General features: G+C 60.4%; 20 protein-coding genes. 9 read left to right on the plus strand and 11 right to left on the minus strand.

All coding sequences use genetic code 11. The features are described from left to right. The first annotated feature begins 48 nt into the window (after positions 1–48). The 8 genes from hydA (at position 49) to GOX63_RS00955 (ending at position 7599) form a co-directional block, all read left to right on the plus strand. Positions 49–1503: a dihydropyrimidinase gene (gene hydA / locus GOX63_RS00920; RefSeq protein ID WP_170324612.1), complete on the plus strand. Its 1455-nt coding sequence runs from the start codon at positions 49–51 to the stop codon at positions 1501–1503. A 56-nt stretch (positions 1504–1559) separates the two neighbouring features. Further along, on the plus strand, positions 1560–2354 hold the full coding sequence (locus tag GOX63_RS00925) for an ABC transporter ATP-binding protein (RefSeq protein WP_170324613.1): 795 nt from the start codon (positions 1560–1562) through the stop codon (positions 2352–2354). Beyond that, positions 2347–3279 (plus strand): ABC transporter permease, encoded by a 933-nt coding sequence (locus GOX63_RS00930; RefSeq protein WP_174826663.1) that lies wholly within the window; start codon positions 2347–2349, stop codon positions 3277–3279. The genes GOX63_RS00925 and GOX63_RS00930 overlap by 8 nt, the downstream gene beginning before the upstream one ends. Next, a complete protein-coding gene (locus GOX63_RS00935; protein ID WP_170324614.1) occupies positions 3276–4121 on the plus strand; it encodes an ABC transporter permease in 846 nt (281 codons plus the stop codon). Before GOX63_RS00930 ends, GOX63_RS00935 begins: the two co-directional genes overlap by 4 nt. 56 nt (positions 4122–4177) lie before the next feature. Next, positions 4178–5167, plus strand: a complete 990-nt coding sequence (locus GOX63_RS00940) for an ABC transporter substrate-binding protein (RefSeq protein ID WP_170324615.1) — start codon at positions 4178–4180, stop codon at positions 5165–5167. Between the two features lie 153 nt (positions 5168–5320). Continuing rightward, positions 5321–6034 carry an ABC transporter permease gene (locus GOX63_RS00945; RefSeq protein WP_170325507.1) on the plus strand — a complete coding sequence of 238 codons (714 nt, stop codon included), beginning with the start codon at positions 5321–5323 and terminating at the stop codon, positions 6032–6034. After that, positions 6027–6761, plus strand: coding sequence for an ATP-binding cassette domain-containing protein (locus GOX63_RS00950; RefSeq protein WP_170544539.1), 735 nt, complete (start codon positions 6027–6029; stop codon positions 6759–6761). Before GOX63_RS00945 ends, GOX63_RS00950 begins: the two co-directional genes overlap by 8 nt. A gap of 22 nt (positions 6762–6783) precedes the next feature. Next, positions 6784–7599: an extracellular solute-binding protein gene (locus GOX63_RS00955; RefSeq protein ID WP_170324617.1), complete on the plus strand. Its 816-nt coding sequence runs from the start codon at positions 6784–6786 to the stop codon at positions 7597–7599. 6 nt (positions 7600–7605) lie between these two features. Here GOX63_RS00955 and GOX63_RS00960 read toward each other — a convergent pair whose 3' ends face one another. The 10 genes from GOX63_RS00960 to GOX63_RS01000 all read right to left on the minus strand — a co-directional run bounded on the left by GOX63_RS00960 (position 7606) and on the right by GOX63_RS01000 (position 16758). Then, positions 7606–8478, minus strand: coding sequence for a helix-turn-helix transcriptional regulator (locus tag GOX63_RS00960; RefSeq protein WP_170324618.1), 873 nt, complete (start codon positions 8476–8478; stop codon positions 7606–7608). Next, complete coding sequence (locus GOX63_RS23925; protein ID WP_302477108.1) at positions 8479–8604, minus strand: hypothetical protein; 126 nt, start codon at positions 8602–8604, stop codon at positions 8479–8481. After that, positions 8601–9878, minus strand: a complete 1278-nt coding sequence (locus GOX63_RS00965) for a c-type cytochrome (RefSeq protein ID WP_170324619.1) — start codon at positions 9876–9878, stop codon at positions 8601–8603. The genes GOX63_RS23925 and GOX63_RS00965 overlap by 4 nt, the downstream gene beginning before the upstream one ends. Then, complete coding sequence (locus GOX63_RS00970) at positions 9879–11081, minus strand: formate dehydrogenase subunit gamma (RefSeq protein ID WP_170325508.1); 1203 nt, start codon at positions 11079–11081, stop codon at positions 9879–9881. It lies immediately after the preceding gene. Between the two features lie 70 nt (positions 11082–11151). Then, positions 11152–11745, minus strand: a complete 594-nt coding sequence (gene fdh3B, locus GOX63_RS00975; RefSeq protein WP_170324620.1) for a formate dehydrogenase FDH3 subunit beta — start codon at positions 11743–11745, stop codon at positions 11152–11154. A gap of 11 nt (positions 11746–11756) precedes the next feature. Further along, positions 11757–14651, minus strand: a complete 2895-nt coding sequence (locus GOX63_RS00980; protein ID WP_170544541.1) for a formate dehydrogenase subunit alpha — start codon at positions 14649–14651, stop codon at positions 11757–11759. A 132-nt stretch (positions 14652–14783) separates the two neighbouring features. Continuing rightward, positions 14784–14972, minus strand: a complete 189-nt coding sequence (locus GOX63_RS00985; protein WP_170324622.1) for a ubiquinol-cytochrome c reductase iron-sulfur subunit N-terminal domain-containing protein — start codon at positions 14970–14972, stop codon at positions 14784–14786. A 58-nt stretch (positions 14973–15030) separates the two neighbouring features. Next, positions 15031–15642, minus strand: a complete 612-nt coding sequence (locus tag GOX63_RS00990) for a TorD/DmsD family molecular chaperone (RefSeq protein ID WP_170324623.1) — start codon at positions 15640–15642, stop codon at positions 15031–15033. A 4-nt stretch (positions 15643–15646) separates the two neighbouring features. Next, on the minus strand, positions 15647–16207 hold the full coding sequence (locus GOX63_RS00995) for a DUF3306 domain-containing protein (protein WP_170324624.1): 561 nt from the start codon (positions 16205–16207) through the stop codon (positions 15647–15649). Continuing rightward, positions 16204–16758 carry a DUF3305 domain-containing protein gene (locus tag GOX63_RS01000; RefSeq protein ID WP_170544544.1) on the minus strand — a complete coding sequence of 185 codons (555 nt, stop codon included), beginning with the start codon at positions 16756–16758 and terminating at the stop codon, positions 16204–16206. The genes GOX63_RS00995 and GOX63_RS01000 overlap by 4 nt, the downstream gene beginning before the upstream one ends. A gap of 231 nt (positions 16759–16989) precedes the next feature. On the opposite strand from GOX63_RS01000, the gene GOX63_RS01005 reads away from it, so the two are divergent. Further along, positions 16990–18942, plus strand: a complete 1953-nt coding sequence (locus GOX63_RS01005; RefSeq protein WP_170324626.1) for a 4Fe-4S binding protein — start codon at positions 16990–16992, stop codon at positions 18940–18942. On the opposite strand, the gene GOX63_RS01010 is transcribed toward GOX63_RS01005, so the two are convergent. Next, positions 18936–19664: a c-type cytochrome gene (locus GOX63_RS01010; protein WP_170324627.1), complete on the minus strand. Its 729-nt coding sequence runs from the start codon at positions 19662–19664 to the stop codon at positions 18936–18938. The two genes, GOX63_RS01005 and GOX63_RS01010, sit on opposite strands and share 7 nt — an antisense overlap. Between the last annotated feature and the right edge of the window lie 79 nt (positions 19665–19743).

A 19743-nucleotide genomic window follows, 5' to 3' on the forward strand; every position in this document is an offset into this window, starting at 1 on the left:
TTTTGGCCAGATGAAGCAAGCGGCGCAGACCGCATCAGGGAGATTAAAATGAGCACTGTTATCAAGAACGGGACCGTCGTGACCGCCGATCTGTCTTACAAGGCGGATGTTTTGGTGGAAGATGGTGTGATCACCGAGATCGGAATGGATCTGAAAGGTGACAAGGAACTGGATGCGACCGGGTGCTATGTCATGCCGGGCGGGATCGACCCGCACACCCATTTGGAAATGCCCTTCATGGGCACTTATTCCAGCGATGATTTTGAAAGCGGTACGCGTGCGGCTTTGGCTGGGGGCACCACAATGGTGGTGGATTTCGCACTGCCGAACCCCGGTGAGGGTCTGCTGGACGCGCTGAAGCGCTGGGATAACAAGTCGACGCGGGCGAATTGCGACTACTCGTTCCACATGGCGGTTACATGGTGGGGCGAGCAGGTGTTCGACGACATCAAAACGGTGATCGAGACGCGCGGCATCAACACGTTCAAGCACTTCATGGCCTATAAAGGCGCGCTGATGGTGAACGATGACGAGCTTTTTGCCTCGTTCAAGCGTCTGGCGGAGCTGGGTGGTATTGCCATGGTTCACGCCGAGAATGGTGACGTTGTGGCCGAGTTGCAGGCCAAGCTGATGGCCGAAGGCAACACTGGCCCCGAAGCGCATGCCTATTCGCGACCGCCGCAGGTGGAGGGTGAGGCCACCAACCGCGCCATTATGATCGCCGACATGGCAGGTGTGCCGCTATACGTGGTGCATACGTCCTGCGAAGAGGCGCATGAGGCCATTCGCCGGGCCAAGATGAACGGCAAACGGGTGTGGGGGGAACCTCTGATCCAGCATCTGACACTGGATGAGAGCGAGTATTTCCACCACGATTGGGATCACGCGGCGCGGCGGGTAATGAGCCCTCCGTTCCGGAACAAACAGCATCAGGACAGCCTGTGGAACGGTCTGCACTCGGGTACTCTCAGCGTTGTGGCGACCGACCATTGTGCCTTTACGACTGAGCAGAAGCGCTATGGCGTGGGGGATTTCACCAAGATTCCGAATGGCACCGGTGGTTTGGAAGACCGGATGCCGATGCTGTGGACCCATGGGGTGAACACTGGACGGCTGACGATGAACGAGTTCGTAGCGGTGACGTCAACAAACATCGCCAAGATCATGAATTGCTATCCGAAAAAGGGTGCGATCCTTGTCGGCGCAGATGCGGATATCGTGGTGTGGGATCCGGAAAAGACCAAGACGATTAGCGCGGACACACAGCAATCCTCGATCGACTATAACGTGTTCGAGGGCAAAGAGGTCAAAGGTCTGCCGCGCTTTACACTGACACGCGGTCAGGTGGCGGTGCATGACGGTGAAATTCGCACTCAGGAAGGGCATGGTGAGTTTGTCGCGCGCGAACCCAACGGTCACGTGAACAAGGCGCTGAGCACCTGGAAAGAGCTGACCGCGCCGCGGCCGGTCGAGCGGACGGGTATCCCGGCGACGGGCGTCTGATTGTGCGCGGGTCGTCCCCTGGACGGCCCAAAGCCCAACCTTTTCAAGGCAATGGAATGAATACTGAAAGCACTACCCAGCCCGTGATCGAGGCAAGACAACTGGACCTTACTTTCCAAACAAATGATGGACCGGTTCACGCGTTGAAAGACGTAAATCTGACCATCGACAAAGGCGAGTTCGTCAGCTTCATCGGCCCCTCGGGCTGCGGCAAAACCACCTTTCTGCGTTGTATCGCAGCACTGGAGACACCGACCGGAGGAGCGCTGACCGTCAATGGCATGACCCCGGACGAGGCACGGCGGAACCGTGCCTATGGCTATGTGTTTCAGGCGGCGGGTCTTTATCCGTGGCGGACCATTGCCAAGAACATCAAGCTGCCGCTTGAGATCATGGGCTATTCGTCTGCCGAACAGGAAGAACGGGTAAGCAAGGTTCTGGACCTTGTTGATCTTGCAGGGTTTGGTGGCAAGTTCCCGTGGCAGCTGTCGGGCGGGATGCAGCAACGGGCCAGTATCGCGCGGGCGTTGGCGTTCGATGCCGATATCCTGTTGATGGACGAACCCTTTGGCGCACTGGACGAGATCGTGCGCGACCACCTGAACGAACAGCTTTTGGCGCTGTGGGCAAGGACAGAGAAGACTATCGGCTTCGTAACGCACTCGATCCCCGAGGCGGTGTATCTCAGCACCAAGATCGTGGTGATGAGCCCGCGGCCCGGGCGGATTACGGATGTGATCGATAGCCCTCTGCCGAAGGAACGCCCGTTGGATATCCGTGACACGCCTGAGTTCATCGAAGTTGCCCATCGCGTGCGCGAGGGCTTACGGGCGGGGCATTCGGATGACTAGTGCCAGTATCAGAGCTGTTTGCGCTGTCCTCACTGTTGTTGGCGTCATCATTCTGTTCTGGTACGCCGCCAGCGTGCCAATGAACATCAAAGGCGTGCTGAACGAATTCGAACGGGCAGGCGAGCAGGTTGATCCGCCCAAGGCGGTGGACCGGCGTGACATGAGCGAGATTGAACTGGTCATCGACAACCCTTACGCCATCGACGAAACATGGGAGCAGGAACGACCGCGTCTTCCTGCTCCACATCAGGTGGCCGAGGAGTTGTGGGACACGACGGTTGAGAAGAAGATCACCTCAAAGAGGTCGTTGATCTATCACTCTTGGGTAACACTCAGCGCGACGATGCTGGGTTTTGCGATAGGCACAGGGCTTGGCATTTTGCTGGCTGTCGGGATCGTGCACAGCCGGGTCATGGACCTGTCAGTAATGCCCTGGGCCATCGTCAGTCAGACCATTCCGATCATCGCATTGGCGCCAATGATCATCGTGGTGCTGTATTCCGTGGGGATTCAAGGGATCATCCCCAAGGCAATCATCTCGGCCTACCTTAGCTTTTTTCCTGTCGTCGTCGGCATGGTCAAAGGCCTGCGCAGCCCGGATGCGATGCAACTGGACCTGTTGCAGACCTACAACGCCAGCCGGTCTCAGGGGTTCTGGAAACTGCGTTTGCCGGCGTCGATGCCGTACCTGTTCACCTCGCTGAAGATCGGCATCGCGGCCTCTCTGGTCGGGGCCATCGTGGGTGAGTTGCCGACCGGGGCGGTTGCCGGTCTGGGCGCACGCCTGTTGGCGGGCAGCTACTATGGTCAGACGGTGCAAATCTGGTCGGCCCTGTTTGCCGCAGCCATCTTGGCGGCCTGTTTGGTCGGCTTGTTGGGGCTGGTAGAGCGGACGGTGCTCAAACGGATGGGGATGGCGCAATGATCCTTGTTTTCTGTGCAATCCTTCTATGGCTGTTCGGATGGTGGCTGAACGGGCGCCTGGCCAGCGGTCCTTATGCCGATACGCAGATGGTGCGGTTCGTGGCGCCGCTGGTGTTCGGTCTGACCGTGATTGGCATCTGGGAACTGGTGGTGCGAGGGCTTGAAGTGCCCTTGGTCATCTTGCCAGCACCCTCTGTGATCGCGGTGCGCTTTGGTGACAGTCTGCCGGTCCTTTGGGCCGACTTCGTACAGACCATCATCAAAGGCGCGCTCAGTGGCTACATCATTGGTTGCGGAGCGGCTTTTTTGATGGCGATTGCCGTAGACCGCTGGGATTTCCTGCGCCTCGGGTTGCTGCCGGTGGGGAACTTCGTAGCGGCGCTGCCGATTGTGGGCACGGCGCCCATTCTGGTGATGTGGTTCGGGTTCGACTGGCACTCCAAGGCGGCCGTCGTCGTGGTGATGGTCTTCTTCCCAATGCTGGTGAACACTGTGGCGGGTCTGCGAGAGGCCACGGCCATGCAGCGTGACCTGATGGAGACCTATGCAGCGACCTATTGGCAGAGCTTTCTTAAACTCCGCCTGCCAGCGGCGATGCCGTTTATTTTCAATGGGCTAAAGATTTCTACCACTCTGGCGCTGATCGGCGCTATCGTGGCCGAGTTCTTTGGTTCGCCAACCCTGGGCATGGGGTTCCGGATCTCGACCAGCGTCGGACAACTCTCGCTGGATATGGTCTGGGCCGAGATCGTTGTGGCCGCATTGGCCGGGACGGCGTTTTATGGGCTGGTTGCCATGATCGAGAAAGCGGTGACGTTCTGGCACCCGTCGCAAAGAGGATAACAAAACTTCAACAGACCCCGAAAACGGGGCACCAACAACAACTAGGAGATATGAAGATGAACAAGCTACTCAGCGGGGCGGTTGCCGCCTTCAGCCTGGCAGCCAGCGCGGCGCTGGCGGCGGATGAGGTGACATTGCAGCTCAAATGGGTCACGCAGGCGCAGTTCGCGGGCTACTACGTGGCCAAGGACAAGGGGTTTTACGAAGAAGAAGGGCTGGACGTCACCATTCTGCCTGGTGGCCCTGATATCGCGCCGACGCAGGTCATTGCAGGTGGTGGTGCCGATGTGACCGTTGAGTGGATGCCTGCGGCGCTGGCCGCGCGCGAAAAGGGTCTGCCGCTGGTCAACATCGCGCAGCCGTTCAAAAGCTCGGGCATGATGCTGACTTGCTGGAAGGACGCCGGGATTTCCTCGCCCGAGGATCTGAAGAACCGCACGCTAGGCGTCTGGTTCTTTGGCAATGAATTCCCGTTCATGAGCTGGATGAGCCAGTTGGGCATCGACACCGGTGGTAAAAGCGAAAGCGGTGTCGAGGTTCTGAAGCAAGGCTTCAACGTCGATCCTCTGCTGCAGCGTCAGGCCGATTGCATTAGCACCATGACCTATAACGAATACTGGCAGGTGATCGACGCAGGCGTAAACCCCGATGAACTGGTGACCTTCAAGTACGAAGATCAAGGCGTCGCCACGCTGGAAGACGGTCTTTATGTGCTGGAGGAAAACCTCAGCGATGCCGCCTTCACCGACAAGATGGAGCGCTTTGTTCGCGCCTCGATGAAAGGCTGGAAATACGCCGAGGAGAACCCGGACGAGGCCGCAGAAATCGTGCTGGAAAACGATGCCACCGGTGCCCAAACGGAAGAGCACCAGAAGCGTATGATGGGTGAGATTGCCAAGCTGACCGCCGGTTCGAACGGCGCGCTGGACCCGGCGGATTTCGAACGCACGGTTGGCACTCTGTTGGCTGGTGGTTCCGATCCGGTGATCACCAAGCAGCCTGAGGGCGCGTGGACGCACCAGATCACGGATGCGGCCCTGAACTGATCCCGCCTTAGTCGTTGAACATGCGCGGTCCCAATCGGGGCCGCGTTTTCTTTTTGATATGTCGGAAACGTGTCTGTACTTGGTGCGCAGTCAAGTTAGTATTATCCTGTAATCAAACGCATTTCATACGAAATGCCGATGAACAGGAAGAAAATGCAGGGATTTGCATCAGAATTCAATTCAGCCCTGTCTCTGATCCTCCAAGGGGATCCGGAGCTGTGGGCGATTGTGCTGTTATCCCTGAAGGTTTCGATCTTTGCCGTGCTTATATCCGCTCTGATCGGGATGCCGGTCGGGGCCGCGCTGGCGGTTGCGCGTTTTCCTGGGCGGCGGGCTGTGATCGTGCTGATGAACGCCCTGATGGGGTTCCCACCGGTTGTTGTGGGGCTGCTGGTCTATCTGATGCTGTCGCGCTCGGGGCCGTTGGGTGTTCTTGAACTGCTCTATACACCGACCGCGATGATCATTGCGCAGGTGGTACTGGTCACACCCATTATCGCTGCGCTGACCCGGCAAGTGGTCGAGATGCTGGCCGAGGAATATTCGGAACAGCTGCGCTCGTTGGGCGTGTCGCGACTGGCCTCGGTACCGGTGCTGCTGCGGGATGCGCGGCTGGCGCTGGTGACCGCATTGCTGGCTGGGTTTGGCCGCGCCATAGCCGAAGTCGGGGCGGTGATCATTGTGGGCGGCAACATCAACCATGTGACTAGGGTGATGACGACGACCATCGCGCTAGAGACGTCCAAGGGCAATCTGGCGCTGGCATTGGCGTTGGGGGCCATCCTGATCGGCATTGCCGTGGCGGTGAACGCCATGGTCAGCACGCTCAGCCTGCGGGCCGAGCAGGAGGGGTTGCGCCATGCGTGATCTGGTCCATGAAATGGCTAGCTGTCTATCGGTCGACGGGGTGCGGATCACCCGCAAAGGTAAGGCATTGCTGGATGTACAGCAACTGTCGCTGGATGGGCCGGGGCCGACCCTGATCCTTGGGCCGAACGGGTCGGGCAAAAGTCTGCTGTTGCGCTGCCTGCACGGGCTGATCATGCCCGATCGCGGGCAGGTTCGGCAGGACGGAGTGGTCCTGAATGCCGAACACAAAGCGCGTCAAGCGATGGTGTTTCAGCAACCTGTGTTGCTGCGCCGGTCGGTTGCGGCCAATCTGGACTTTGTGCTGAAACGGCAAGGTCTGCCCCGCAGCTCCCGCAAAGCCCGTATCGAGGAATTGCTAGCCGAAGGTGGCCTGGACGGCAAAGCCCGGCAATCCGCACGGTCCCTGTCCGGGGGTGAGGCGCAACGGTTGGCGATTCTGCGCGCGCTCGCCTTGGACCCCGAAACGCTGTTTCTGGACGAACCCACCAGCGCGCTTGACCCAAGTGCGACGCAGATGATCGAACGGATGATCCTGCGCGCCTCGACCCGTGGGGTTCGGATCGTCATGGTCACCCATGATATCGGGCAGGCTCGGCGGTTGGCCGCCGATATCGTGATGATGCAGGGTGGCCATGTGGTTGAACATGGGGCCGCCAAACAGATACTGGATGCCCCCGAAAGTGACGCGTCGCGTCGGTATTTGGCCGGTGGGCTGGTGACTTAATCAAAATAATACGGAGATCGAAATGATCCGGAATATTGTTCGGGCAGCATTGGTAACCCTTGGCCTGATGGCAACGTCGGTCAGCGCCGAAGAGCCGTTCATCGTCGTGCAATCGACCACATCAACCCAGAACTCGGGCCTGTTGGATTACATCCTGCCGGGGTTTGAGGCCGAGACGGGCATCGACGTTCGTGTCGTCGCGGTTGGCACCGGGCAGGCGATCCGAAACGCCATCAATGGGGATGGTGACGTAATGCTGGTGCACGCCAAAGACGCAGAAGAGAAGTTCGTCGCGGATGGTTGGGGCGTTGAACGGTTTGACGTGATGTATAACGATTTCGTCCTGGTCGGGCCGAAATCGGACCCGGCCAAGATTAAGGGCGGCGCGGATATCGTGACGGCCCTGAGTGCCGTTGCCAAGGCCGAAGCGCCCTTTGCCTCTCGCGGGGATGACAGCGGCACCCACAAGGCCGAGATGCGCCTGTGGGGTGCTGCCGGTTCCGATCCGACCGAGGCGTCGGGCGAATGGTACCGAGAGACGGGCTCGGGCATGGGGGCGACACTCAATGTGGCCAGCGGAATGGACGCCTACGTTTTGACGGATCGCGCCACGTGGCAGTCCTTCGGGAACAAAGGCAAACTCGAAGTTCTGGTCGAAGGCGACCCGCGTCTGTTCAACCAATACGGTGTCATCCTTGTGAACCCCGAAAAGCACCCACGTGTGCGGGCTGCGGCAGGGCAGAGGTTCATCGACTGGCTGACTGGTCCGGACGGGCAGGCGGCGATCGAGTCCTATAAGCTGGAAGGCCAGCAGCTGTTCTTTCCCAACGCCAAGTGACCGAGGCTAACCGCTTGCGCCGTTGTGGTGGATCGTGCCCAGACCGGACAGATCATATCCACCAAATTCGGCGGCGCGGGTGGCAAAGCGGTCCGATTGCACGAAGCCAAGCAGTTTGAGCATCGGGTCATCGAAATAGGCCCGGCGCCAGATCGCAAGGTCCAGACGTTCGGAATGGGTCGGGGTAAAGCCCAAATCATAAAGGCCCGCCAAAGCACCCAGTCCGAACCCGGCCTCGGCCTTGCTGTCATGCAGCGCGATGGCCAGTTCCTCTTCGGTGCGGGCGCAGGTTGGCAGGGCGTCCAGATCCTCGCGCGTCAGGCCGTGGGTCTTGAGCTGTGCTTCGAACAACCGTTGGCTGGCGGCGCTGTCCTGCCGCAGGATCACCCGGCGCCCTTTCAGATCGGAAAAGCCCGCGATGTCGGTGACACCGGGCGCAAGCAGCAACCCGCGCTGCCGTTGCGCGATTTCATACAGGACAACCGGGGCCTCACCCAGATTGTCGCGCAGGGCCTGCGTGTTGAACCCATCGTCTTCGTGAATATGCAACGCGGCGGCTTGCGCGGTTCGGTCCTTCAGACGGGTCAAGCCGTCGAACGAGCCATCGTAATACGTAGCCAGACCCGAGCCACTTTCGCGCAAGGCCCAGTCCAGCAGCGGGTCGTGGCTGCCGGCAACAATCGGGGGTAGGGGCGGTTCGGCCACCTGTGGCCCCGAACGTGAGGCGTTCAGCCAGGCAATGACCTCAGCGCGGGGAAACAGCAGCTTGCCCATGGCGCGGACACAGGGGACCTCGCCGGAAGAAGCCAGATCATAGGCCTTACGCTCGCCAATGCGCAGCAGGTCGGCCAGTTCTTTGGTTGTCAGATATTCGGACATTCAGTCGAGCCGCACCGCCGCACCAGAGCCCGCATCCGCGGCGCTGAACCCGATCTGTTGCAAAATGAAGGGCGCGGCGACGGTGATGACGACCATTGCGGCCACAGCGGCAAGAAAGGCTTTCATTGGTCTCCTCCGGTTCCGTTTTCCGGTGCTGTCGCACGGCGCAGAAAGGTGATCAGGTCGTCCCGGTCGCTGGCCTGCGTAATTCGCTGCATCGGCATCTTTGATCCCGGTATGTAGTGGTCTGGCCCCTGATCGAAAAGGGCGTTTATCGTTTCGTCATTCCAAATGATATCAGAGTCTTGCAGCGTGTCCGAGTAGAAATATCCCGGCAGCGTGCCAGCCTTGCGGCCAAAGATGCCATGCAGGGTCGGGCCCGCGCGCCTTTGCCCATTGGGCGTCAGGCTGTGACAGATCGAGCATTTGCGGGCAAACTGACGTTCTCCGTTGCTCATCTTGTCGGGGTTCTTCAGAAAGCTGGGTTCGGCGGCGGCCATCTGCGCCTGATCGCCAAGCGCGGTGACGGGCCAGCTGTACATTGCCTCGTCAAGACCGCCTGCGTGCAGATTCTGGCCGTCGGCAGAAAAGGCCAACGCCCAAACCGGCCCGCGCAAGGTGGCGCGGAAATCCTGCGCGATACGCCACTCGGCGGTGTCGATCACCATGATATATCCCTGACCATCTCCCACAGCCAACAGGCTGCGATTCGGGCTGAGCGCCAATGCCAGAATAGGGCGGCGGTCGAGGGTAAAGTCACGCACCTCCCCGGTGGTCAGGTCCAGAATGCGGGTGACGCCGTCCACCGCGCCATAGCCGATCCAATTGTCGCTGGCGTTCAGAACCAGTTCATTGATCCCAAATCCGTGTTCGATCAGTCGCTGGGTTTCCTGGCCGCTGGCCACATCCCACACCCGCAGCGTTCCATCCATGCCCGCCGAATACAGCGTCGAACCATCCGGGGAAAACGTCACGGCGTTCACGCCGCTGCCCGCCTCAAGCACTTGCGGGGCCGAGCCATCCTCGGGCCACAGCCCTATGGTGCCGTCCCAACTGGCGGTGGCCACATGGGTTTTCGAGGCCGCAAGCCCCACGATCTTACCCTTGTGCTGGCCGACAATGGCTCCGCCCGGCCACCGACGCAGGGTGAAATCATCTCCGGCCGAATAGACCGCTCGACCGTTGAATGCGACAGAGTTGACGGCAGCCTCGTGCCCCTCCAACCATTCTGGCTTGCGGTCAGACCACAGGCCGACGGAGTTGTCGAAACTGGCCGTGGCGATCCGGCCGTCGGGCGCAGCAGCGATCCCCATGATCGGCCCACCGTGGCCTTTGAGTGTAAAGAACTCGGCCAAAGCGGGCAGGGGAAACAGCGCCAGTGCCAGAGCCAGCCAGCGCATCTATTCAGCGGGAGAGGCCGCAGCCTTGTCGGCCTCTTTGTCCTGCACCTCTTCCAGCCATAGCGAATGGTGCTCGCGCGCCCATTGCTCTTCAACCTCGCCCGTGCCCATCGCATCAAACGCGCCTTCCATGCCGACCGAGCCTAGGTAGATATGGGCGATGATGATAGCGATGAACACATAGGCGACCATCACGTGCCAGACCTGCGCGTATTGCATCTCTTCCTGTGGCGACATCTGCGTTGGCAGGTTCAGGCCGAACATCTGTGGTATGCCGGTGGAATTGGCGATCTCGAAGGTTTTGGCAAACATCGGCAGTTCAAACGGGAACAGCAAGGACAGCCCCGACAAGCTGATCGAGACGCCCAGCAGGATGCAGGCCCAGAAGATCACTTTTTGGCCCGCGTTGAATTTTTTGGCGGGTGGGTGGCTGCCTTTGGTGAACAGTCCACCTCCTGCGGCCAACCACTTCAGGTCGATGCGGTTGGGAATGTTGTGTGCGATCCAGTTCACGGTGACGATGACCAGCCCCAGCATGAAGGACCAGGCCAGATTGTTGTGTAGCCATTTGCAGCCCTGGGCGATGGTCGCAAATCCTTCCTTGCCGAAGATCGGGATCAGGAAGTCACGGCCATAGAGAGTAAGCAACCCGGTCACCCCGAGCACCAGAAAAGACCCGGCGAACAGCCAGTGGCCGAACCGTTCAAAGCCATTGAAACGGGTGACGGTGCGACCGGTTTTCTCTCCGTCGATGCGGATTTTCCCGCGGATCAGGAAGAACAGAACGATGATGGCGACCATCCCGCCCAAAATGTATGTGCCGTATTCGCGCAGTGGCCCGGTGCGGAAGTTCAGCCACCACATGCCACCATCCTGAATCAGAACACCCGCTGCGGGCCCTTTGGAGGAAACGGTGGTATCCGCCGAGCCATATCGTATGGCACGGTAAACATCGCTGTCGGAGGCAACGCCGCGTGTACCCAGTTGCCCCAACAGGCCCTCGGCATTCCCCTGACCGGTGTTTTCCGAGCGATAGCTGTTGTCCACTTTCTCGCCGCGTTGCCGCGCGAGGATGTCCTCAAGCGTGGTCGCGCCCCCGGTTTGGGCTCGTTCTTCGGTTGTGGCTTCTGCTTCGGTAGACTGCGCCAGGGCGGCGCCGGTTAACCCCAGGGCGAACAGGAATGCGATGAATAAGCGGAACATCTGAACCTCGGTCAAAATTCCAAAGCAGGCGACCCGCATGGGCGGGTCACCTGTTTTTTAAACAGACGGATCAGCCGTCTTTCTGGTCGTAAGCCGTGCCCCAGCCCCACGCGCCCGAGCCAAACCCGCGCGCGACGACACGCTCGCGGTAAATGGCCGAGACCACGTCGCCGTCACCGGCAAGCAGGGCCTTGGTGGAACACATCTCGGCGCAGAGGGGCAGTTTGCCCTCGGCGATCCGGTTGCGACCATATTTGGCAAACTCTGCGGTCGAGTGCGTTTCCTCGGGGCCGCCAGCGCAGAAGGTACATTTGTCCATCTTGCCGCGCGATCCGAAGTTGCCCGCCTGCGGGTATTGCGGCGCGCCGAACGGGCACGCATAGAAACAATAGCCGCAGCCGATGCACAGGTCCTTGGAGTGCAGGACGACCCCTTCTTCGTTCTGATAGAAGCAGTCGACCGGGCACACCGCCATGCATGGCGCATCCGAACAATGCATACAGGCCACCGAGATCGAGCGTTCGCCCGGGTTGCCGTCATTGATCGTCACCACCCTGCGGCGGTTGATGCCCCATGGGACCTCGTGCTCGTTCTTGCACGCGGTGACGCAGGCGTTGCATTCGATGCAGCGTTCAGCGTCGCAGAGAAACTTTGCTCTAGCCATTATCGTCCTCCTTACGCTGCCGAGATTTTGCAGAGAGTCGCTTTGGTCTCCTGCATCTGGGTCACTGAATCGTAGCCATAGGTCTGGGCGGTGTTGGAACTTTCACCCAAGACATAAGGATCGGCTCCTGCGGGGTATTTGTGCCGCAGGTCTTCACCTTGGAAATGGCCGCCAAAGTGGAATGGCATGAAGGCCACGCCGGCGCCGACCCTGTTGGTCAGCATCGCCATCACCTTGACCTTGCCGCCTTCGGGACCTTCGACCCAGACCTGTTGCCCGTCACGGATACCAAGGTTGTTGGCATCGCGCGGGTTGATCTCGACGAACATGTCCTGCTGCAGCTCGGCCAGCCACGGGTTCGACCGGGTTTCTTCGCCGCCGCCTTCATATTCGACCAGACGACCAGACGTGAGGATTATCGGGTAATCCTTTGAAAAGTCGTTCTTTTGGATCGAGGCATAAAGGGTGGGCAGGCGATAGGCCTGACGGTCCTCGTAGGTCGGATAGTCCTCCACCAGATCGCGCCGGTTGGTATAGAGCGGTTCGCGATGCAGTGGAATCGGATCCGGGAAGGTCCAGACGACCGCGCGGGCTTTGGCGTTCCCGAAGGGCGCGCAGCCATGCTCGATCGCAACCCGCTGGATGCCGCCTGACAGGTCGGTTTTCCAGTTGGTCTCTGGTCCCGCAACGGCGTCGATGGCGGCACGTTCTTCGGCCGTCAGGTCACCGTCCCAACCAAGGTCCATCAGCATCTGCATCGTGAATTCGGGATAGCCATCCTGAATTTCCGATCCAGCGCTATAGACCCCTTCGGCCAGCAGGTTGTCGCCATCACGTTCCACGCCAAAGCGCGCGCGGAAGGTCAGGCCGCCTTCGGCCACCGGTTTGGACATGTCATAGAGGTTTGGTGTCCCTGTATGACCCATTTCCGGCGTTCCCCAGCAGGGCCAGGGTAGGCCATAGTACTCGCCGTCGTTTGGTCCACCAATGGCTTGCAGCGTGGTTCTGTCGAACGTGTGCTGGTTGGCCATGTGGCTTTTCAGACGTTCTGGCGACTGACCGGTATAGCCGATGGTCCAGAGGCCCCTGTTGAACTCACGCGTGATGCTTTCAACATTGGGGGTTTCGGGGTCGTCCATCTCGATATTGCGGAACAGCCGATCCGCCCAGCCGAACTTGTTGGCGAATTTGGCCATGATGACCTCGTCCGGCAGGCTTTCGAACAGCGGTTCTACCACCTTGTCGCGCCACTGCAGCGAACGGTTCGACGCCGTGACCGAGCCACGGGTTTCGAACTGCGTACAGGCGGGCAACAGGTAGACGCCATCGGTGCGGTCATGCAGAACGGCCGAGACGGTGGGATACGGGTCGATTACGACCAGCATGTCCAGCTTCTCCATCGCCGTTTTCATCTCCGGGCCTCGCGTTTGCGAGTTCGGAGCGTGACCCCACAGAACCATGGCGCGGACGTTGTTGTCCTGATCCATGTTAGCCGGGTCTTCCAGAACACCGTCGATCCAGCGCGAGACCGGGATGCCGCGCTCGTTCATTAGCGGCTTGTCCTTGCCTTCCTTGTCCTTGATCGTGGCGAACTGACCTTTCAGCCAATCCAGATCTTCACCCCAGACGCGGCTCCAATGGCCCCATGCGCCGTTCGACAACCCGTAATAGCCGGGCAGGGTGTGGGACAGGACACCAAGGTCCGTCGCGCCCTGCACGTTGTCATGGCCACGGAAGATGTTGGTGCCACCACCCGAGGTGCCCATGTTGCCCAAGGCAAGCTGAAGCACGCAGTAAGCACGGGTGTTGTTGTTGCCATTGGTGTGCTGTGTGCCGCCCATACACCAGATCACGGTGCCGGGACGGTTGTTGGCCATGGTGCGTGCAACACGTTTTAGCTGCGATCCCGGAGTACCGGTGACACGTTCGACCTCATCCGGGTTCCACTTGGCAACCTCTTCACGGATCTGGTCCATACCCCAGACGCGGGTGCGGATGAACTCTTTGTCCTCCCAGCCGTTGTCGAAGATGTGCCACAGGATTCCCCAGATCAAAGCAACGTCTGTGCCGGGGCGGAACCGGACATATTCATCCGCATGCGCCGCGGTGCGCGTGAAGCGCGGGTCGCAGACGATCAGCGGGGCGTTGTTCTGCTCTTTCGCGCGCAGAACGTGCAGCAGCGAAACGGGATGGGCCTCGGCCGGGTTGCCGCCGATGATGAAGATGGCCCGAGAGTTATGGATGTCATTGTACGAGTTGGTCATGGCGCCGTAGCCCCATGTATTCGCAACACCCGCAACCGTGGTTGAGTGGCAGATACGGGCCTGATGGTCCACGTTGTTCGTGCCCCAGTAGGCGGCGAACTTGCGGAACAGATAGGCCTGTTCGTTGTTGTGCTTCGCCGAACCCAGCCAGTACACGCTGTCCGGTCCGGATTCCTCGCGGATGCTCATCATGCCGTCGCCGATCTCGTTGATCGCCTCTTCCCAGCTGATGCGCTTCCACTCGCCACCTTCCTTTTTCATCGGGTATTTCAGGCGGCGTTCGCCATGGGCATGCTCGCGAACCGAGGCCCCCTTGGCGCAGTGTGCACCCAGATTAAACGGGCTGTCCCATCCGGGTTCCTGTCCGATCCAGACGCCGTTCTGCACTTCGGCGACAACGGTACAGCCGACCGAACAGTGGGTGCATACGGATTTGATGTTTTCGACGGCGGTGTTGGCCGCTGTTTGGGCGCTGGCTGGCGTCACGGTTCCACCCGTGGCGCTGATCGCGGCGAGGCCGCCGATCGTCAGGCCCGAGCCACGCAGGAATGCGCGGCGATCGACGGTTTTCTCGCCGATTTGGGACAGGATACTTGTCCGCTGGGGGCGTCTCGCAACCCCGTTGGTCTTTTTCCTTAACATTGGTTTCCTCCCTTGCTCGCCATGTAAGCCATGGCTGGCTTGGTACTTCTGCTGCCGACGTCAGGGCCAATCGCAACCGTCAGTCGGGTGGTGACAACGTCCGGGCAGTGGGCCGGGCGAGGTCGAGGCGGCTTAGAAGCGCGCGCTTTCCAGATACGCGCGGGTATGCGCGGTGTCCTGCATCCGGGTTTCGTCCGTTGGCAGTTCGCCTGCCTCGGCTTTCCCGGTCAGGGTGGCGGCGGCAACGGCAGCAGGCGCTGCGGTTCCGGCCAGTTTTAGGAAGTCGCGGCGCGTGGCACCTTCTTCCTTGGTCTTGCTCATGGGCTCCTCCTTTCCCATTTGCGATTTAGCGCCAACTCGGGCGCTGGCGAGTGGCGGGTTATGCCGCCGTCATTCGGAACGCCTCCCGCTCTATCTCCATGAATACCCGACCGGCGGTGCCGACCGAGGCATAGAGAACCGAGTTTTCAGCAGCTTCCAAATCCGAATAGAAATGCGTGGCCCAGGGGCCGATATGCTTGTTCCAGAACGCTTTCTGATCCTCGAGCGAAGCGGGCGCGCCAAAGCGGCCTACAATCATGCCCGCCATCATCTCCATCAGCGATGCGATGTTGTCTTCGGGTTCGAACACGTTCTGCGCCCGAGTGATGCCGCGAGCGGCCATGTCGTTGCGCAGCTGGGCCAGAGGTTTCTCGTTCAGGAATCCGGTCAGGTAGAAACTGGCATAGGGCAGCAACTCACCGCGTCCCAACCCGATGAACAGGGCGTTGAACTCACGTTCCGCCGCCGCGGGTTTGGTCACCTTTGCCACTCGCGCCATGGCCTGAATGGCCTGACCCAAGTCAGTCTCATCCCCGGTCAGACCAGCCACCTGATCCAGCAGCAACTGATCCGGCGGTGCTGCCAGCATCAGTCCGAGGAAGTTGTAGAAATCCGCGCGCAGTCGATCCTCGGCCGAAACATCCAGATTTTGCGCGTTGCTTGCGGCCATGGGGTTATCCTTCAAACTCGAATTTCATGCGGCGTGGGGTGGGGCGCAGGTCGACCTCTTCGGGGGCTTCTGCCTCGGCTGTCACAACCGGTTCAGGCGTCGGTTCATCGATCACTTCTGGCTCCGGTTCTTCGGTGACGGGATCGGGCTCACTCTCTTCGGACTCTGCTGCCAAGGCTTCGATATGGGCCAACATACCCTTGCCGACTTGATAGGCGGTGGGGATGTTTTCGATCACGCAGGCAGCGTCGGTATAGTCCTCGCCATAGTCAACCAGCCCGTCCACATTGGCCAACACGGGGTTCAGCCGCCACAACCTCCGCAGCGCGCGTCGGCGCAGACGGTCGGGCACCGCCTTGGCCATGAAACCCGAGACGTCATCCCCAACCTGCAACTGATCGGGGTCGGGCAGGTTGAACTCGGCCAGTATCTCGGCATCCGACTTTTCTTCCAGTTCAGCCTGCTGCGCTACGATGGCTTGTTCCTCGGCCGCGATAACCTCAGCTTCGGCCTCGGCCTGAACAGCGGCCTTGCGTCGGGACCAGAAATCGCGGGCTTGCGTCATTGCACGATCCTCCGCGGGGCGCGGTAGACATCCGAGGCCTGACGGATACGGGCATCGCCCTTGCCGTCCTCGACCAGATCTGTCCGCTTCTTGTCGCGGCGCCGTTTGACAAAGACCTCATCGCGGTGGTGCTCCAGCGCGAAATCCCGAACCCAGGCGATCAACCCTTCGGTCATGGGGATTTTTTCGACGATCTCTTCCCCGGTGTCGGCATAGTCCTGCCCCTCGAACGGGGACGCCGTGATCAGCACCGCATCCATAGGCCGTTCGCCATCCAGAGCGTCACGCAAAATAAGGTAGATTGAGGGCTGGCCGTCTGAGAGGTTGACCATGTAGGCCTCGGTCTCATCTGCCCATAATGTAAGCGGGAGGGTCGCCGCGTGATACTCCACAGCTTCACCCTCGCGGCGCAGTTCCTGCCAGTCGGCAGGTCCAGCACCGGGCAAAACGGCAACTGCGCGCCAGTTCCATTTCGCCCAGCGGGTTACACCGGGTGTTTTGCGCACGACGACGCCGATTGGCATTTCAATCTGGCTTGCGGCCTTCGCCACTTAGTCCTCCCCGGAAGGCTCTCCCCTGCCTTCCATTGCGTCCACTATGGTACACAATCTGGCTTTGTGCCAAGCCTGAACTGCTCCGAATGGACGCAATCACCGATTGTTTATGAGTCTGCGCCATTTCATGGACCCTGTACGCAGGTAGTTTGACCTGCGGGGATTGCCACTTTTAGCAGACACCCTAATCTGAACCTCAGAAGGGAAGGACGTCCGGGAGGGGAGGCCATGGGCACAAAAATTCTGCTTTGCGACTGCGCGGGGACGCAAGAACTGGACGCCGAGAATATCGCGTCGGCCTGCGGTACTGCGTGTTCCCGGGTTCATACGGCCCTGTGTACTTCTGAGCTGGAAACTGCGGCCTCGCTAATGCAGGACGGGGACGCCGTGATTGCCTGCGGGCAGGAGCAGGAGGTGTTTGGTGCACTTGCCGAAGAGCTGAATATCGAAACGCCGGGGTTTGTGGATCTGCGCGACCGGGCCGGTTGGTCCGAGCAGGGCGCGGATGCAGCGCCCAAGATGGCCGCTCTGGCCGCCGAGGCGTTGCTGCCGCAACCGATCACAACCAGCGTGGACGTCTTCAGCGAGGGCACCTGTTTCATCATCGGACCGGGGGAGCTGTGTTTCGATCTGGCCGAACGTCTGGCGACGACGCTGGCGGTTACGGTGCTGGTCACCGATGACGCCCAGCCGATCTCGCGGGCCTTTGACGTGGTGCGCGGGCGGGTACGGTCGCTGACCGGTGCGCTGGGCGGGTTCACGCTGCGGCTGGACGGCTTGCAGCAGATCGAACCGGGCGGGCGTGGCGCTTTTGCTTGGTCCACGCCGCGCGACGGGGCGAAATCGGCCTGTGATATCGTGATCGATCTGACCGGCGGAACACCGTTCGTGCAAGCCCCCGCCAAGCGTGAGGGGTATTTGCGCGCCGATCCCAAGGATGCAGTCGCAGTCGAACGACTGGCATTCGAGGCGGTGCAGTTAGTCGGGACCTTCGAAAAACCGCTATACGTGCGGATGGAAGAGACGCTCTGCGCCCATTCCCGCGCAGAACAGGTGGCCTGCACCAACTGTCTGGATATCTGCCCAACGGGTGCGATCACTCCGGCTGGCGAGCATGTGACCATCGACCCAATGATCTGCGCCGGGTGCGGCGAATGCGCGGCGGTGTGCCCGTCGACCGCGATCACCTACGAAGACCCGCCGGTCTCGGCCCTGTTGTCTCGAATGCACATTCTTGCGCGCACCTATCGGCGTGCGGGAGGGACCGCCCCACGGTTGTTGGTGCATGACGCCCACGGGGCAGAGATGATCCGGCTGGCCGCCAGGTTCGGGCGCGGTCTGCCCGCGGATGTCGTTCCGCTGGAGTTGAACGTGATCTCGGGCTTTGGCCATGCCGAGATGTTAGCCGCACTGGCGCACGGCTTTGCCCGGGTTGATGTGCTGCTGGCTCCAACCACAGAACGTGACGCGCTGGACCGGGAACTGGCACTGGCGCAGGCGATTGCCGGGCCGGGCAAGGTGGGGCTGATGGATGAGGTCGACCCGGAAGCGATGGCGGATCTGCTATACGCGCAGGACGTCCCGCCACCGCTGGCCGATCCGGTGCTGCCCTTGGGCAACCGCAGACAAATCGCGCGACTGTCGGCGCAGGCGCTGAACCCAAAGGCGGAGGCTCCGTTGCCCTTGCCTGAAAACGCGCCTTATGGGGTGGTGGCTGTGAATACGGATGCCTGCACGCTGTGCCTCAGCTGTGTCTCGCTCTGCCCGTCGGGGGCTTTGGTTGATAACCCGGACAAGCCGCAGCTGAACTTTCAGCAGGACGCCTGTCTGCAATGCGGGCTGTGCAAGGGCATCTGCCCCGAGGATGCCATTACTCTGGTCCCGCAGCTTGACCTCAGCGATGCGGCCCTGTCTCAGCAGGTGCTGAATGAAGAGGAACCCTTTGCCTGTGTCGAATGCGGCGCCCTGTTTGGCGTGAAATCCACTATCGAGCGGATCATGGATAAACTCGCAGGTACGCATCCGATGTTTGCCACCTCGGACAAGGCGCGGATGATCCAGATGTGCGACAATTGTCGTGTTAACGCGCAGTTCCAGCAGCAGGACAACCCGTTCCAGTCCAATCCCAAGCCCAAGGTGGTTACGACAGAGGACTATTTCTCAAAACGCAAGGATCACTGAAGCTGTAGCGGTGCGCCCAGATCGGCCGCCTTGATGACCGAGACGAAGGCAAGGATGGCTTCCAGGTCTTCAAATGTCATTTCGACCGGATGAATGGGCGAGGGGCGCGCGGGATCAAAAGGCGGGGTCAGCCCGTCGATCTGGGTGAAGGCGGGATGGGGATTCAGCGCAAAGAAGGCCTCGAACCGTTCCGACCAGTCGGGCATCGCGCGCAGCACGGCAAAAGAGGGGGTCGAGCCCAATCCGTTCATGCGGTTCTTTGGCCCGATCACGTGGCAGCGTCCGCAATGGGTCATCGACAGTTCCTCACCTCGGGCGGTGTCACCGTCGATCACCGTGTCGGTTTGCGCCGCCTTGACCTCGAAACGGGCAGAGAAGGGCGCGCCGTGTTCAGGGGTAAAGCTTTCGACCGTGTTCTTGCCGATATCGGACAACAACCAATCGCGGAACCGTTCGTGCCTGGCGTCGCCTTCGATCCGCAGGTGATAGATCACTCCGTCGCGGGTAAAGACCGGATCGCCCGGCGGCTCGGTTTCCAGCACTAAAACACCCCCATCATCCGCAATAACGCGTATCCCGGTCTTGAGAGAGAAGCGTGGAAGGATATGTTGCAACAGACCAGAGTCTTTCACATCGGCCGGGGCGGCCAGACCCAATGCCTCCTGCGACCAAGAGGGACTGGTAGAGAGCGTCAGGCTCAGGCACAAGAGGACAAAGCGCATGGCCCAGCCTAACGGTCCGGCCCCGAATGCGTCAAATGAACTGAACTAGACGGAGACACGTGCAATGAAACGCAACCTC

The sequence above is a fragment of the Ruegeria arenilitoris genome (assembly GCF_013031355.1).
In the GTDB taxonomy this organism is placed as follows: Bacteria; Pseudomonadota; Alphaproteobacteria; order Rhodobacterales; family Rhodobacteraceae; genus Ruegeria; species Ruegeria arenilitoris_C.